At 70.2% G+C, this 14,922-nt stretch carries 14 protein-coding genes and 1 pseudogene; 5 read left to right on the top strand and 10 right to left on the bottom strand.

The genetic code is table 11. The annotated features are described in order from the left end of the window. A pseudogene (locus MSZK_RS33470) lies at positions 1-3,695 on the top strand (PE family protein); the annotation flags it as partial. Positions 3,696-3,719: 24 nt separating this feature from the next. On the opposite strand, the gene MSZK_RS29930 reads toward MSZK_RS33470, so the two are convergent. From MSZK_RS29930 to MSZK_RS29915, 4 genes are all read right to left on the bottom strand, one after another. Beyond that, on the bottom strand, positions 3,720-4,124 hold the full coding sequence (locus MSZK_RS29930) for a hypothetical protein (RefSeq protein ID WP_099252154.1): 405 nt from the start codon (positions 4,122-4,124) through the stop codon (positions 3,720-3,722). Positions 4,125-4,227: 103 nt separating this feature from the next. Further along, on the bottom strand, positions 4,228-4,641 hold the full coding sequence (locus MSZK_RS29925) for a hypothetical protein (protein ID WP_099252153.1): 414 nt from the start codon (positions 4,639-4,641) through the stop codon (positions 4,228-4,230). A gap of 83 nt (positions 4,642-4,724) precedes the next feature. Continuing rightward, positions 4,725-6,095, bottom strand: a complete 1,371-nt coding sequence (locus MSZK_RS29920) for a hypothetical protein (protein WP_099252152.1) — start codon at positions 6,093-6,095, stop codon at positions 4,725-4,727. Positions 6,096-6,126: 31 nt separating this feature from the next. Beyond that, positions 6,127-6,921, bottom strand: coding sequence for a (2Z,6E)-farnesyl diphosphate synthase (locus tag MSZK_RS29915; RefSeq protein ID WP_099252151.1), 795 nt, complete (start codon positions 6,919-6,921; stop codon positions 6,127-6,129). Between the two features lie 55 nt (positions 6,922-6,976). On the opposite strand from MSZK_RS29915, the gene MSZK_RS29910 reads away from it, so the two are divergent. Beyond that, entirely contained in the window at positions 6,977-7,717 is a 741-nt protein-coding gene (locus tag MSZK_RS29910) for a hemolysin III family protein (protein ID WP_099252150.1), read from the top strand. Positions 7,718-7,726: 9 nt separating this feature from the next. On the opposite strand, the gene MSZK_RS29905 is transcribed toward MSZK_RS29910, so the two are convergent. Genes MSZK_RS29905 through mca form a run of 4 tightly spaced genes read right to left on the bottom strand, consistent with a single transcriptional unit; the run spans position 7,727 to position 11,252 of the window. Further along, positions 7,727-8,092, bottom strand: a complete 366-nt coding sequence (locus tag MSZK_RS29905) for a nuclear transport factor 2 family protein (RefSeq protein ID WP_099252149.1) — start codon at positions 8,090-8,092, stop codon at positions 7,727-7,729. Between the two features lie 10 nt (positions 8,093-8,102). Then, positions 8,103-10,103, bottom strand: coding sequence for a thioredoxin domain-containing protein (locus tag MSZK_RS29900; RefSeq protein ID WP_233211597.1), 2,001 nt, complete (start codon positions 10,101-10,103; stop codon positions 8,103-8,105). Next, the gene (locus tag MSZK_RS32195; protein WP_142390032.1) at positions 10,087-10,383 is read right to left on the bottom strand and encodes a hypothetical protein; all 297 of its coding nucleotides are present in this window, start codon (positions 10,381-10,383) and stop codon (positions 10,087-10,089) included. The genes MSZK_RS29900 and MSZK_RS32195 overlap by 17 nt, the downstream gene beginning before the upstream one ends. Further along, positions 10,380-11,252, bottom strand: coding sequence for a mycothiol conjugate amidase Mca (gene mca, locus MSZK_RS29890; protein ID WP_099252147.1), 873 nt, complete (start codon positions 11,250-11,252; stop codon positions 10,380-10,382). The genes MSZK_RS32195 and mca overlap by 4 nt, the downstream gene beginning before the upstream one ends. A gap of 142 nt (positions 11,253-11,394) precedes the next feature. Between mca and MSZK_RS29885 the strand changes: the two genes are divergently transcribed. The 3 genes from MSZK_RS29885 to MSZK_RS29875 all read left to right on the top strand — a co-directional run bounded on the left by MSZK_RS29885 (position 11,395) and on the right by MSZK_RS29875 (position 13,227). Continuing rightward, the gene (locus MSZK_RS29885; protein ID WP_099252146.1) at positions 11,395-11,829 is read left to right on the top strand and encodes a DUF4307 domain-containing protein; all 435 of its coding nucleotides are present in this window, start codon (positions 11,395-11,397) and stop codon (positions 11,827-11,829) included. 231 nt (positions 11,830-12,060) lie between these two features. After that, a complete protein-coding gene (gene greA, locus MSZK_RS29880; protein ID WP_099252145.1) occupies positions 12,061-12,555 on the top strand; it encodes a transcription elongation factor GreA in 495 nt (164 codons plus the stop codon). Positions 12,556-12,567: 12 nt separating this feature from the next. Continuing rightward, the gene (locus tag MSZK_RS29875) at positions 12,568-13,227 is read left to right on the top strand and encodes a GPP34 family phosphoprotein (protein WP_099252144.1); all 660 of its coding nucleotides are present in this window, start codon (positions 12,568-12,570) and stop codon (positions 13,225-13,227) included. Here the strand turns inward: MSZK_RS29875 and MSZK_RS29870 are convergent. Both MSZK_RS29870 and MSZK_RS29865 read right to left on the bottom strand, forming a co-directional pair. Then, on the bottom strand, positions 13,219-14,391 hold the full coding sequence (locus tag MSZK_RS29870) for a cystathionine gamma-synthase (protein WP_099252143.1): 1,173 nt from the start codon (positions 14,389-14,391) through the stop codon (positions 13,219-13,221). The genes MSZK_RS29875 and MSZK_RS29870 overlap by 9 nt on opposite strands. Before the next feature lie 27 nt (positions 14,392-14,418). Beyond that, positions 14,419-14,922, bottom strand: a 504-nt coding sequence (locus MSZK_RS29865) for an RDD family protein (RefSeq protein WP_233211596.1), incomplete at its 5' end; no start/stop codon positions are given.

Below are 14,922 nucleotides of genomic sequence, written 5' to 3'. Positions count from 1 at the left end.
GCAATGCGGTCACCGACCTCGACGACGTCAGCCTGACCGGCGGCAACGGCGGCAACGGAGGTGACGGCTACGTCGGCGGCAACGGCGGCGACGGCGGCTGGTCCACGACCTACGGGCTGGGCTCCGTCACCGGCGGCGACGCCGGCGACGGCGGCAACGGCGCTGATGAGGGCTGGGGCGGCGACGGCGGTGCCGGCGGCATCGGCAACATCTTCAATTCCGATTCGACGGCGAGCGCGGTCGGCGGGGCCGCGGGTGACGGCGGCGACGGCGGCGACGGCGGCAACGGTGGTTTCGGCGGCACCGCCTACACGTCTGGCACCGGCACGGTCAGTGCCACCGTCGGCGGTAACGGCGGCACCGGCACCACCGGCGTCGGCGGCTCGGGTGGTTTCGGTGGCATCGAGTACGTCGACAACCCGAACTCGACCGTCGACGTCGTCGGCGCCGACGGTGGTCAAGGCGGAAGCGGCGCCACCGCGGGTGGTGCCGGCGGCACGGGCGGCAACGCCTACAACGCCGGCCTCGGCACCGCCACCGGCGGCAATGGGGCCGACGGAGTCAGCGGCTCCCCCGTCGGCGGGGACGGCGGCTGGGGCGGCGACGGCTACATCCTCAACCCCACCTCCACGGCGAACGCGACCGGCGGCACCGCCGGCGACGGCGGGGACGGCGACCTCTACGGCGGTAACGGCGGAAATGGCGGCTCCACGTACGTCACCGGTCTCGGGACCGGCACCCCCACCGTTGGCGGCGCCGGTGGATTCGGCAGCTATCAGGGTGGCTACGGCGGCAACGGCGGCGACTCCGTCATCGACAATCCCGACTCGACCGTCACCGCCGTCGGCGCTACCGGCGGTCGCGGCGGCGACTCTGACAACTACGGCGGAACCGGTGGCTACGGCGGGAACGCCTATGTCAACAACCCCGAGTCGACAGCGAATGCGATCGGCGGGGCCGGTGGCGCGGGCGGAGCCGGCGGATACGCCAGCATCGGCGGTGGCGGCGGCTGGGCATACAACTACGGGCTCGGGAACGCCACCGGAGGTAACGGGGCCGACGGAACCGATTCGCCCGACGGCAGCGGCGGCAGTGGCGGTTGGGGCGGTGACGCCTACATCGACAACCCCGACTCCGCGGCCACTGCAACCGGCGGGCACGGCGGCAACGGCGGCGACGGGTATTTCGGCGGCCTGGGCGGCTACGGCGGCAATGCGCAGAGCAACGGCACCGGCTCGGCCGTTGGCGGTGCGGGTGGAAACGGTGGGACCGCAATCGAATACGGCGGAGAGGGTGGCACTGGCGGCAACGCCACCAACACCGGTCTCGGCAATGCGACCGGCGGGCGCGGCGGAGACGGCGGCGACGGCAACACCGGTGGCGCGGGCGGCTGGGGCGGCGGCGCCGTTGTCGGGATGGATCTTCAGACGTTTGAGCTCGGCAACGGCGACTCGACGGGAGCCGCTCTCGGCGGTACCGGCGGCGACGGCGGTAACAGCACCAGCGGTGGGAGCGGTGGCAGCGGTGGCTACGGCGGCCAGGCAGTCAATCTGGCTCTCGGAGCCGCGACCGGCGGCGAAGGCGGATCCGGCGGATCCGGCGGCTACGGCGGCCGCGGGGGCACCGGCGGCACCGCGATCGTGACCGGCATCGACCTCGAGACCAACGCCCCCATCGGCAGCGACTCACCGGGCGCCGCGACAGGTGGTCGGGGCGGCAACGGTGGCGACGGCACCATCTACGGCGGCGACGGCGGCGACGGCGGCTTCGTCGACAACCTCGGTCTCGGAACCGCGACCGGCGGCGACGGGGGCGACGGCGGCACCGGCGAAATCGGCGGGGCAGGCGGGGCGGGCGGCTACGCCTCGGTCGGCGGCGACCGCACGGTCGGCTTCGTCGGAAACACTGCCTCCACTGCGACCGCGGTCGGCGGAAACGGCGGCAACGGCGGCGAAGGCAGCAGCTTTGGTGGCTGGGGCGGTTCCGGAGGAGCCGGCGGCGCCGGCAACAACTACGCGCTCGGCGCGGCGACCGGCGGAAACGGCGGCAGGGGCGGCACAGGCGAATACGGCGGAACCGGCGGAACCGGCGGCAACGCCGTCGTCGCCGGCCTCGACGCCGGCGGCGCCCTCACCCCAAGCGATTCACTTGGCGCCGCGACCGGAGGAAACGGCGGAAACGGCGGAAACGGAATCACCGCAGGCGGCGCCGGCGGCTACGGCGGCAACGCCACCAACCTCGGCCTCGGCGATGCGATCGGCGGCAACGGCGGAAACGGCGGCAGCGGTGACTCGGCCGGCTGGGGTGGTTCTGGGGGCTACGCAATCATCGGAGCGGACAACGAAACGCTGGCCCTGGGCAACAGCGACTCGACGGGGTCCGCGCAGGGCGGCGACGGCGGGAACGGCGGCGGCAGTGCCACCGGCGGTGTCGGCGGCTCGGGCGGATGGGGCGGTACCGCAGGCAACTTCGCCCTCGGGACGGCGACCGGCGGCGACGGCGGCAACGGTGGCGCCGGCGGCCAGGGCGGTGACGGCGGCACCGGCGGTGGCGGCATCATCGCCGGGGTTGACGTCGACGCCGGCCGCGCGACCGGTAGCGACTCACCAGCCGCTGCCCGAGGTGGCACCGGCGGCAACGGCGGTGCCGGAAGCACCGGGGGCAATGCCGGCAGCGGCGGCGATGCCATCAACCTTGGCCTGGGCACCGCAACCGGCGGCGACGGCGGGATCGGCGGCGACGGCGACAACGGCGGCCGTGGCGGCGATGGCGGCAAGGCCTGGGTCGGCGCAGAAATTCTCTCCGGTATCGACGGCAACGCCGCCTCGACGGCCGCTGCTGTCGGCGGCAATGGTGGCGGCGGGGGCAACGGCACCGCCGACGACGGCTGGGGTGGTGACGGCGGCATCGGAGGCGATGGCAACAACTTTGCGCTTGGCACGGCGACCGGCGGTGACGGCGGCGCCGGTGGTGATGGTGGAGCTGTCGGTGGCACCGGCGGCGCCGGTGGCGTCGGCAGTGTCGCGGGTGCTGACGCAGGTGAGTACGTCGACAGCGTTTCGACGGCGGCCGCAACCGGCGGCCACGGAGGTGACGGCGGCGCCGGCGGCACGACCGGCATCGGCGGGACCGGTGGTGCCGGTGGCATTGCGGTCAATGTTGGTCTCGGCGCCGCCACGGGTGGCGACGGTGGCGACGGTGGCGTCGGCTCCACCGGCGGCACGGGCGGCACCGGCGGCACAGCCCTCATCGCGAGCATTGGCGACGGCGGCCAAGCCACCAGCAGCATCTCGACCGCAACCGGGACCGCAGGACGTGGCGGACGCGGTGGCGACGGCATCGATGTCGGCGGGTCGGGCGGAGCCGGCGGCGGGACGCTGAATTTCGGCCTCGGAGACGCCATCGGCGGAGCCGGCGGTGTCGGCGGCGATGGCGGGAGCAGCGGCGGGACCGGTGGAGTCGGTGGCAACGCCTACATCTACGAGAACACCGACTCCCCCGGGAACGCGATCGCCGGCGACGGCGGCAACGGCGGAGATGGCACCGAACCTCTGGCCAACGGCGGCAACGGCGGAGACGGCGGTGTTGCAGGGACCGCGGGCACCGGCACCGCATCCGGCGGCGCGGGCGGCTTCGGTGGTCTGGGCGGCCCCGGTGGCTCCGACGGCCAGAACGGGAACCCGGGCTCCCCATAACGGGAAACCCGGGTCGGCCGGGGGTCACGCCCTGATACGGCGTACCCCGAGGTATTGCAGGTCGGCGAACACCAGGGTGTACACCCCGCCGGCCAGCGTCACGACCACACCGGCGGTCGGCAGGTCGACGGTCAGCACCAGCACCACGGCGGCGACGGTGAAGACCAGGTTGGCGATCACGGTGGCGATGCCGGCGGTGCGGACCCGCCGCAGCCCGGCCGCGAGGAACACCACGATCGCGTAGCCGACGAATGCGGCCCCCACCGCGTACTCGGCGGCCGTGGGGAACCCGGTGAACCGGGACACCGGTCCGGCCGCGGCCATCAGCACGATACCGCACAGGCCGGACAGCACCGCATCGGCGCGCATGGCCAGTCGCAGCAGCGAATCCGAGGATGTGGTGGCCGCGGTGGAGGACAGAGTGGTCATGACAATTCTTCCCTTCGTTGGTGTGGTGATGACGGTCGACGTGCCGGTGCGGGGCTGCACGCCGCACCTCGTGCGGCGGCGCCCCACACCGGCGGGGCGGGAGTCACGCCAGACGGCGCACTCCGAGGTATTGCAGGACGGCGAACGTGGCGGTGTAGAGACTTGCCGCCAGCGTGCTGACTACTCCGAAGGTGGTGAGCGGTAGCGCCTCGGTCGCGACCACGGCCAGCAGGGCGGCAGTGCCCAGCCCGTTGGAGATCGCGGTGGCGATGCCGACCCGGCGCAGGTCGGGCGCGGCGGCCAGCGCGTAGACGACGAGCCCGCAGAACACGAACGCGGCACCGACGAGGTATTCGTCGACCGCGGTCAGCCCGGTGAGTCGGCTCAGCGGATCGGCCATGACAGCGATGCCCAACCCGAGCACGCCGGTCAGGGTGGCGTCGACGCGCATTGCGAAGCGCAGCAGTGAATCGGTGGAGTCAGAGAAGGTGTGGCTTCTGCTGAGGGTGGCGGTCATGTCTCTCAGACTGCGCACAACCCACTGCCAGATCGACGCCTGGTACTGCCAGCTGCTGCCACGTGCAGGTCAGCGACCCGAGGTCAGGCTTGGGCGACTGCCGTCCGGGCCCGCAGGTCCGCCGCGATCAACCGGGCGGCGGCGTTTTGCCAGTTGTGCAGCGAGCGCTGCGGCACCTCGGTGACCAACCACTGCCAGGCCTGCCGCGCCACCGGGTCGAGGCCGGCGGCGGTGGCGTTCTGGGCGTACGCCCGCACGCCGACGACGTAGGGGAAGTACAGCGAGTTGTAGTAGCGCCACTGCTCGGTGGTGCCGAACTCGCCGCCGTCGCGGGGTTTGAGCCGGGAGATGTGGTCGGCCAGCAGGGCCCGCAGTTCGTTGGCGCGTTCCACCGGCTGGTCGGCGGCGCCGCGGGCGGCCAGTCGCTGCTCGATCACGGGCAGCTGGGTCAGCGGACTCGCGACGAGCTTGGACAGGTCGCCGTAGTGGCCCAGGGCGCGACGGGTCAGCCGGGCGAACGCCTCGTCGTCCAGCGCGTCGAGGGGGTTGGCGGCCACCAGGGGCAGGGCAGCCTCGGCGCCGCGCAGCGCGGCGCGTTCGGCGCGCAGCCGCGGCGAGCGGGAAAACGCCAGCCGGTCGAGCAGCCCGGCCAACGGGTCGGCCAGCACGTTGATGGCGGTCGCAATGGCCAGGCTGGTGAACAACAGCACCGTCAGCGCGGTCCGTCCGGGCCCGTCGGCGCCGGTGACGGTCATCCCGATCAGCGCCTGCCCGCCGAACAGCACCGCCACGACCAGCGTCCCGGTGAACGACCGCAGCATGTCGGCCCGCAGGGCCTGACCTTCGTCGAAGGCGTCCCACAGGGCGACCGCCACGCCGAGCAGCAACACGTCGAAACCGGTGGAGGCCAACGCCAGCCAGCTCGGCACCAGACCCAGCGGGATCACCAGGATCGCGTTGCCCAACGCGAAGAACAGCGTCGCGACGATCACCACGCCGGTCACCCGGCCCGGTTGTGCCGGCCGGCGCACCGCGACCAGCATGGCGCTCAGCGTGGACACCGAGATCGCCGCGAACATCACCCAGTGGCCGGCCCGCAGCGGTCCTTCGACGGTGCCCGCCATGGCGGCTCCCACCAGCGTCAGCGCCGCGACGGCGCCGATCAACCCCAGTTCGGCGGCGCGGCTGCGCCAGGTGTCGATCGGTCGGGCGAGTTCGAGGACCACGGCGAACCAGGCCACTCCCGGCACCGCGACCAGATAGATCTCGATCTGTCCGAGCAACTCGGCGTGGGCGACGCTGACCAGCCGCACGGCGTCCAGCGCCACGACGGCGGCGAATCCGCACAGCCCGGCGGCGGCCAAGGCCAGCACCGGCTTGCGCGGGTCACGCGCCAGCAGATACAGGCCCAGCCACCAGCTCAGGGTGAAGACCACTGCCGACAGCGCAGCCATGGCACCAGTGTGGCATGGCGGCCGGCCCGAACTACATGCCGAATCGGCGGTTGCGGCGGCTGTAGGCGCGCAGCGCACGCAGGAAGTCCACCCGCCGGAAGGCCGGCCAATGCGCCTCGGTGAACCACATCTCCGAGTAGGCGCTCTGCCACAGCAGGAATCCGGACAGCCGCTGCTCCCCGGAGGTGCGGATCACCAGATCGGGATCGGGCTGCCCGGAGGTGTACAGGTTTTCCGAGATGCCGTCGATCGTGACGGCCTCGATCAGCTGCTCGGCGGTGGCGCCGTTGGCCAGCTCCTTGCTCAGCAGTGCCCGCACGGCGTCGACGATCTCCTGACGCCCGCCGTAACCGACGGCGACGTTGACGTGAAATGACGCCGGCGGCCGGCCCGCGGTGCTGTCCACGGCCTCGCGCAGCCGTCGCGCCGGCTCGTCGCCGAGCAGTTCCAGATCACCGACGGTCCGCACGCTCCACCGATTCGTCGGCGCGCAGATCTCCTCGACGACGTCGGTGATGATCTCGATCAAGCAGGACAATTCGTCCGGATCGCGCTGAAGGTTCTCGGTGGACAGCAGGTACACCGTGGCCATCTCGATGCCGGATTCCGCGCACCAGCGCAGCATTTCGGCGATCTTGGCCGCGCCCATCCGATAGCCGTACGCCACGTCGTCGTGACCAGCGTCACGAGCCCAACGCCGGTTGCCGTCGCACAGCACGGCGATATGGCGCGGTAGCTGGGACTTGGAGCGCGCCAGCTCCTGGCGCAGCCGCATCTCATAGAGCCGGTAGGCCGGATCTTTGAGGCGAGGCGGAATGATCTCCACGACAAACCAGACTACTGTGACGGGCAGGTACCCCCGGGCGCGAGTTGGAGGTGACATGACGGCAGGAGTCGAGACCGCCGACGAGGCGCAGCAGCCCTCGCCCCGCGATTATGCCGAGGACTTCCCCGAAGCAGTCGTCGATGCAGCCGCTCAGTTCCTCGGTAAGCCACGAGCCCGCGGCTGGATCCATGTCTATGCCGCCGTCGTCGCGCTCATCGCGGGCGCGGCCCTCATCTCGGTGTCGTGGGCGATGGAAGGCCTGCGGGCGGGGCTGTCGACCTTCGTCTACACGGTGACCATCGTCGCGATGTTCGCGGTCAGCGGCACCTATCACCGCGTGAACTGGAAGTCGGCGACGGCGCGCAAGTGGATGAAACGCGCCGACCATTCGATGATCTTCATCTTCATCGCAGGCAGCTACACCCCGTTCGCCATGCTGGCGCTGCCGGAGCGCAGCGGCCTCGTGTTGCTCGCCATCGTCTGGGGTGGCGCGCTGGCCGGGGTGCTGCTGAAGATGTTCTGGCCGTCGGCGCCGCGCTGGGTCGGGGTGCCGCTCTACCTGTTGCTGGGTTGGGTCGCCGCGTGGTTCATCGGCCCGATCATGGACGGCGCCGGAGTGGCCGCGGTCGTGCTACTGATCGTCGGCGGGGCGCTGTACAGCATCGGCGGGGTGCTCTACGCGCTGAAGTGGCCCAACCCGTGGCCGACGACGTTCGGCCACCACGAGTTCTTCCACGCCTGCACCGCGGTCGCGGCGATCTGCCACTACATCGCGATGTGGTTCGCGGTTTTCTGACCGGCGGGACTAGAGCTGGGTGACGTTCTCCGGGCCCCAGTACGCCTTCATCGACGTGATCTGGCCGGCCCCGTCGAACGTCATGACCTCGATCGGCTCGATCCGCATCGCGCCGCCGACGGTGAGGGCGAAGACGAAGGCCGCTTCGTGGCCGCCGGCGCGGAACGACAGCAGCTCGGCTTCCAGACCGGCTCCCTCGACCGCCTTGTAGAAGCCCTCGATCGCCTGCCGGCCGATGTGGACCTCGCCGCCACCGACCGGGTCCTCCAGCGTGGCGTCCTCGGCATACAGTGCCGCGACATCGGCCGCCTTACCGGCGGCGACGGTGCTCAGGTAGCGCTTGACGAGGGCTTCGAGATCGAGGGCATCGCTCATGTGCGGCAGGCTACACGGACACACCGAGTGCGTCGGCGAGATCCCCTGCGCTCGTCACCGGTAGGTCACACATCCGGCCCCGGCAGACGTAGGCGGCGTCGTTGCCGCCGATCCGGTCACGGCCGGCCAGCAGCGGCGACGAGTCGACTGCCCCGCCGACCACGATGGCGCCGCCCGGTGCCAGTTGTCTTGCGGCGTGGAGCAATTCAGAATCTGCGGCGGCGGTGGCGACGGCAACCTGCAGTGGCCCCCGGACCGCGGACTCGGCGACCGCCAGCCAATGGCCGGCCGATCGGGGCGCGCGCGCCAGCAGTGGCGAGTGCGCCGCCACGGTGTCCTCGGCGGCCTGCCCGTAGCGGGCCGCGCGGTCGGCGTCGACCAGGTGGGCGGCGGTCAGCAGCGCCTCGGCGATCGAGGACGCACCCGACGGAGTCGCGCCGTCCAGCGGGTCGGCGGGGCGGACCATCAGCCGCTCGGCATCGTCGGCCGTGTCGAACCACCGGCCCGGGCGGTCCGGGTCGGCGAAGTGTCGCAGTGCGATGTCGAGCAGCTCGGTGGCGGCGCGCAACCACGTCTCGTCGGCGGTGAGCTGGTAGAGCGTCAGCAGTCCGGTGGCCAGGTTGGCGTGGTCGTTGAGGATCCCCGCACTGTCGCCGACGACGCCGCCGAGGCTGGCGCGGCGCAGCCTGCCGTCCACGAGGTGCCGATCCAGCAGCGCCGCGGCGCACCGAACCGCAGCGTCCAACAACCGCGGAACCTCAAGGGCCACACTGGTTTCGGCGAGCGCAGTGATCGCCAACCCGTTCCACGTGGTGACGATCTTGTCATCGCGGGCCGGCTGCACCCGCGTGCGCCGGTCGGCCAGCAGTGCGGTGCGGACCCGTTCGAAGCGCTCGGGGTCGTCGGGGTCGGCGGGAAGCTGGAGCACCGAGGTTCCGTGTTCGAAGGTGCCGAGGTCGGTGACCGCGAAAAGGGCTGCGGCCCAGCGCCCGTCGTCGGCGCCGAGCACATCGCGCAGCTGCCCGGGCGTCCACACGTAGGTGGATCCTTCGACGCCGTCGGCATCGGCGTCCAGCGCGGAGATGAACACGTCACCGTCGGCGAGGTCGTCGAGCAGGAACCCGGCGGTGTGCGCCGCGATCCGGCGAGCCAGCGGATCGCCGGTGCGCCGGGCCCAGTGCGCGTAGGCCCGCAGCAGCAGGGCGTTGTCGTAGAGCATTTTCTCGAAGTGCGGCACCACCCAGTCGGCGTCCACGCTGTAACGGGCGAAGCCGCCGGCCAGCTGGTCGTAGATCCCGCCGCGCGCCATCGCCGTGCCGGTACGGACCACCGCCTCCAGCGGGATCGGCGAGCGGGTGCGCTCGTGGGTTCGCAGCAGCGCCTCCAGCAGCGCCGACGGCGGGAATTTGGGGGCCCGCCCGAAGCCGCCGCGCTCGACGTCCTCGTCCCGCAGGATCGCGGCGACGGCGTGGTCGCACAGCGCCGCGTCGATCTGCGGGCCCCCGTCCGGCAGCCCGGCGGCCATCCGCCGCAGCTCCCCCGCGACCTGGTCGGAGGCCTGCTCGACGTCGTCGCGCTGGGTGCGCCACGTGTCGGCGACCGCACCCAGCAATTGGAGGAACTGCGGTTTCGGGTAGTAGGTGCCGCAGAAGAACGGCCGCCCGTCGGGAGTCAAGAAGCAGGTCATCGGCCAGCCGCCCTGCCCGGTCATCGCCACGGTGGCGTTCATGTACACCGCGTCGAGGTCGGGTCGTTCCTCGCGGTCGACCTTGATGCAGACGAAATTGGCGTTCGCCACCGCTGCGACGTCCTCGGACTCGAACGACTCGTGCGCCATCACATGGCACCAGTGGCAGGCGGCGTACCCGACCGACAGCAGGATGGGCACGTCGCGGCGCGCGGCTTCCTCGAGCGCGTCGGGGGTCCATTGCTGCCAGTGGACAGGATTGTCTGCGTGTTGACGCAGGTAGGGGCTGGTTGCGCTGGCGAGCGCGTTAGCCGCCGGACTCACGTGGGGATTCCCTGGTCGCGGCTTCGGTACCCGCGGTGTCCTCGGTCGTCGGCGCGCCGACGGTCTGGTCGGCGGCCGCCGCGCCGACGGCGTCGCCATCGACCGGCTGCTGATCGAAACTCGCCGGAAGCTTCTTGAGGTGCCGGTTCATCGACCACACCAGGACGAAGACGCCGATCAGCAGCACCACCACGACCAGCAGACCCAGCGGGCTGGCTTTTCCGAAATCCGGCCCGGTGTTCTTGGGCGGATCGGCCAACAGCGTCAGCAGTTCATTCACTCGAAGATCTCGATTCCGGCGAACAGGTCGTCCTCAGGCAACTCGGCAGGTACCCGCGATCGGGCCAACTCGAACTCCTCGGTGGGCCACAACCGCTGCTGCCACTCTATGGGGGTGGCGAAGAAGAACCCGTCCGGGTCGATCTGGGTGGCGTGCGCCTTGAGTGCTTCGTCGCGCTGATGGAAGTACTCCGAGCAGAGCACCCGAGTGGTTACGCGGCCGGCGAACACGTCGATCTCCGGGTCCCATTTCTCCAGCCAGCTGGCGAACGGGCCTTCCTGGCCGTTCTTGGCGAACTCGTCCTGCAGCAGCTGCAGACGGGCCCGCAGGAAGCCGTGGTTGTAGTAGAGCTTGCTCACCGACCAGGGCTGGCCCGCGTCGGGGTAGAGCCGGTGGTCGCCGGCGGCCTCGTAGGCGGCCACCGACACCTGGTGGCAGCGAATGTGGTCGGGGTGCGGATATCCGCCGTTCTCGTCGTAGGTGGTCATCACGTGCGGGCGGAATTCGCGGATCAGTTTCACCAGTTCGCCGACCGGTTCCTCGAGCGGCACCAGCGCGAAGCAGCCGTCGGGCAGCGGAGGCAGCGGGTCGCCCTCGGGCAGCCCGGAGTCGACGAAACCCAGCCATCGATGTTCGACGCCGAGGATCTCCGCGGCCCTGGCCATCTCGTCGCGACGCACGTCGGCGATCCGGCCACGCACCTCGGGCAGGTCCATCGCCGGGTTGAGGATGTCTCCCCGCTCCCCACCGGTGAGCGTCACCACCTGGACCCGGTGGCCTTCGGCGGCGTAACGCGCAAGTGTGGCCGCGCCCTTGCTGGACTCGTCGTCCGGATGGGCGTGTACGGCCATCAACCGCAGTTCGGTCACGTCTCCCCTGTAGTCGGTGTGCTGTTCGTTTGCCTTACGTGCTGATGCAACAGTTGCGGCACGCCTTATAGTCCAATAGTTCCATCCGGGGCGTGGATACCCGTAATCGAACTCTGCTGACGAAAAGACGCACCGCATACCGATGACCGACAGTCCCCCGCAACTCCCCCAGGCGCGATACGGCCGCCAGGGACTGCCAGCGGCGACCCGGCGCCGGGTGGCGTTCGCGCTGGGTGTGCTGGTTTTGGCCGCCGGCGTGGTGCTGGCGCTGATCGCCTATCAGCGTTTCGAGGGCAATGACGTCGAGGGCACGATCGCCTCCTACGAGGTGCTCGACGATCACACCGTCTCGGTGACGATCAGCGTGACCCGAAAAGACCCGTCTCGGCCGGTGCACTGCATCGTGCGGGCCCGCTCCCACGACGGCGACGAGACCGGCCGGCGCGAGGTTCTGGTGCCGCCGTCGCAGGCGGCAACGGTGCAGGTCACGACCATTGTGAAGTCGTACAAGCGACCCTTTGTGGGCGACATCTACGGCTGCGGCACCGACGTGCCGAGCTATCTCGTCGCCACCTGAGCGGAGCCTGTGACAACTAACAGCGAACTGCGAATCTATGAAAACTGGCCGACCTCGCGGTGGTAGACTGGGTGCATACACGGTTCCTGCTGGGAGCCGTGTATTGCTTCATTAGCGCGTTTGCTCGCTGCTCTTCGATGGCAATACACGCGGAGTGATCCGCATGTTCCCGGCAGCGACAACAGACTGCAACACGAACAGCGCGGAACCAACGATTGAGGAGCGCGAGAGATGACCGATACCCAGGTGACCTGGCTTACCCAGGAGTCGTATGACCGGCTCAAGACCGAGCTGGATCAGTTGATCGCCAACCGACCGGTCATCGCCGCCGAGATCAACGACCGCCGCGAAGAGGGTGACCTGCGCGAGAACGGCGGCTACCACGCCGCACGTGAGGAGCAGGGCCAGCAAGAGGCCCGCATCCGCCAGCTGCAGGAGTTGCTGAACACCGCCAAGGTGGGCGAGGCACCCAAGCAGTCCGGCGTTGCGCTGCCCGGTTCGGTGGTCAAGGTCTACTACGACGGCGACGAGTCCGATACCGAGACGTTCCTGATCGCTACCCGCCAGGAGGGCATCGACCACGACAAGCTCGAGGTCTACTCGCCCAACTCGCCGCTGGGCGGCGCGCTGCTCAATGCCAAGGTCGGCGACACCCGCGAGTACAACGTGCCCAGTGGCAAGACCGTGAAGGTCACGCTGGTCAGCGCCGAGCCCTACCACGCGTAGCACCGCTCGCGCGTGGCGCGCATCGCCGAGGATCTTCTTCTGCTGCTGCTCGACAACGCCGCGGCGCAGCCCGCTTTAGAGCCCGTGCGGCTGCAGCGGCTGCTCGCGGCGGCAGTGCTGCTGGATTTGGCGTACGACTGCCGGGTGCGTCCCGCGCTGCCGGACGAGCCGGTGCCGGCGGACCGACTGGTCGTGTTGATGGGTCCGCCGCCGCTGGATCCGGTGATCCGTCCGGCGCTGGCGCTGCTGGCGCAGGCACCGATCACCGCGAGCGCCGCAATCGCCAAACTGCGCAAGCACACCGAGGACCGGGTGCTCGATCAGCTGTTGCGCACCGGACAGCTGCATCAGGTCGCACTGTCGGCGCATCGGTTCCGCCGCAACACCTACGCGTGGCCGCTGGCCAGCCGGGCACGGGTGGACCGGGCTCGCTCGGCCTTGCTGGCGGCACTGTTCGACGGGCACCGCCCCGCCCCCCCGACCGCGGCCATCGTCTCGCTGTTGCATGCCGTGCAGGGGCTGGGCGCGGTGTTGAGCCTCAACGATCGCGGTTGGCAGTGGGTCGTTGACCGGGCCAGTGAAATCGCAAGCGGCACATGGGTTGACGACGACAGCATGGCCGAGGTCAACCTCGCCGTGACGACGGCGGCGGTACGGGCAGCGCTAACTTAGGGCCTGCTCCAGATCGCCGAGCAGATCCGCCGGATCCTCGATGCCCACCGAGAGGCGGACCAGATCGTCGGGCACTTCGAGCTGAGATCCGGCCGTCGACGCGTGCGTCATCGCCCCGGGGTGCTCGATCAGCGACTCGACCCCACCCAGCGATTCGGCGAGGATGAAAACCTCTGTGCGCGAACACAACCGGCGCGCCGCCTCTGCGCCACCACGCATCCGCACCGACACCATGCCGCCGAATCCGCGCATCTGGCGGGCGGCGACGTCATGGCCGGGATGATCGGGCAGGCCGGGATAGAGCACCTGGCTGACGGCCGGGTGGCCGGCCAGCAGTTCGGCGACCTTGGCGGCGTTGGAGCTGTGCCGTTGCATCCGCAGTTCGAGCGTCTTGAGGCCGCGCATCGTCAGGTAGGCGTCGAACGGGCCGGGCACCGCGCCGGCACCGTTCTGCAGGAAGGCGAACTTGGTGTCGAGTTCCTCGTCGTTGGTGACCAGTGCGCCGCCGACCACGTCGGAGTGTCCACCGATGTACTTGGTGGTCGAGTGCAGCACGATGTCGGCACCGCAGTTGAGCGGCTGTTGCAGTGCGGGCGAGGCGAACGTGTTGTCCACCAGCACCTTCTGGCCGGAGACCGCGGCAATTTCGGCGATCGCGGTGATATCGGCGATCGACAGCAGCGGGTTGGTGGGTGTCTCGACCCAGATCAACCGGGTGGTGTCGGTGATCGCCGCCCGCACCGCGTCGGGATCGGACAGCGCCACCGGGGTGTGCCGCACCCCCCACTGGGTGAACACCTTGTCGATCAGCCGGAAGGTGCCGCCATACGCGTCGTCGGGGATGACGACGTGGTCACCGGGACGCAGTACCGCGCGCAGCGCGCAGTCGGTGGCCGCCATCCCGGAGCTGAACGCTCGCCCGAACGTGCCGTCTTCGACGGCGGCCAGCACCGCTTCCAGCGCGGCTCGTGTCGGGTTGCCGGTGCGGGCATATTCGAAGCCGCCGCGCAGTCCGCCGACCCCGTCCTGGGCGAACGTGCTGCTGGCATAGATCGGCGCGTTGACCGCACCGGTGGCCGGGTCGGGACGGTATCCGGCGTGGATCGCCCTGGTCGCGAATCCCTGCGCCCGGTGCCGGTCGGCGGCGCTTCGTTGCTCACTCATCGGTTTCGAGCCTATCGGCTCGTCACGTCAGAGCGGCACGCAGACCGTCGTCATGATTTTGTCGGCGAGCGTCTGCCGCTTGGCGTCCCACAGCGGGAACAGGTAGCCGATGTAGCAGATGATCGCGTCGACGAAGTGGGCGAGCTGGCGCACGATCGACAATCCGAACCCGATTGGCTGACCGGTCTTCTCGCTGATCACCTTGAACTTGAGCACCGATTTTCCGATGCTCGAGCCGGTGGTGCCCTGGCGGTAGCCGAGATTCCAGATCGCGAACGCGAACCCGGCCAACCCGAACACGAAGGACAGGATCAGGCCCAGCGTCGACGGCTGCGAGGTGCAGTACACGCTGTAGTTGTTGTCCAGACTGTTCGACGTGCAGTTGTTCTCACCGGTGGCGACCGCGAGCCCTTGACCGACACCGGACAGGATGACGATCGGGATGACGTCGATGATGTAGGCGCCGACCCGCTTGATCCACGGGGTGTAGGCCGCCGTGGGCAGCACACCCGCACCGGGCGGGGGCGGTGG

The organism is Mycobacterium sp. shizuoka-1 (assembly GCF_002723835.1).
In the GTDB taxonomy this organism is placed as follows: Bacteria; Actinomycetota; Actinomycetes; order Mycobacteriales; family Mycobacteriaceae; genus Mycobacterium.
This window is presented reverse-complemented; position numbering and strand designations above follow the sequence as displayed.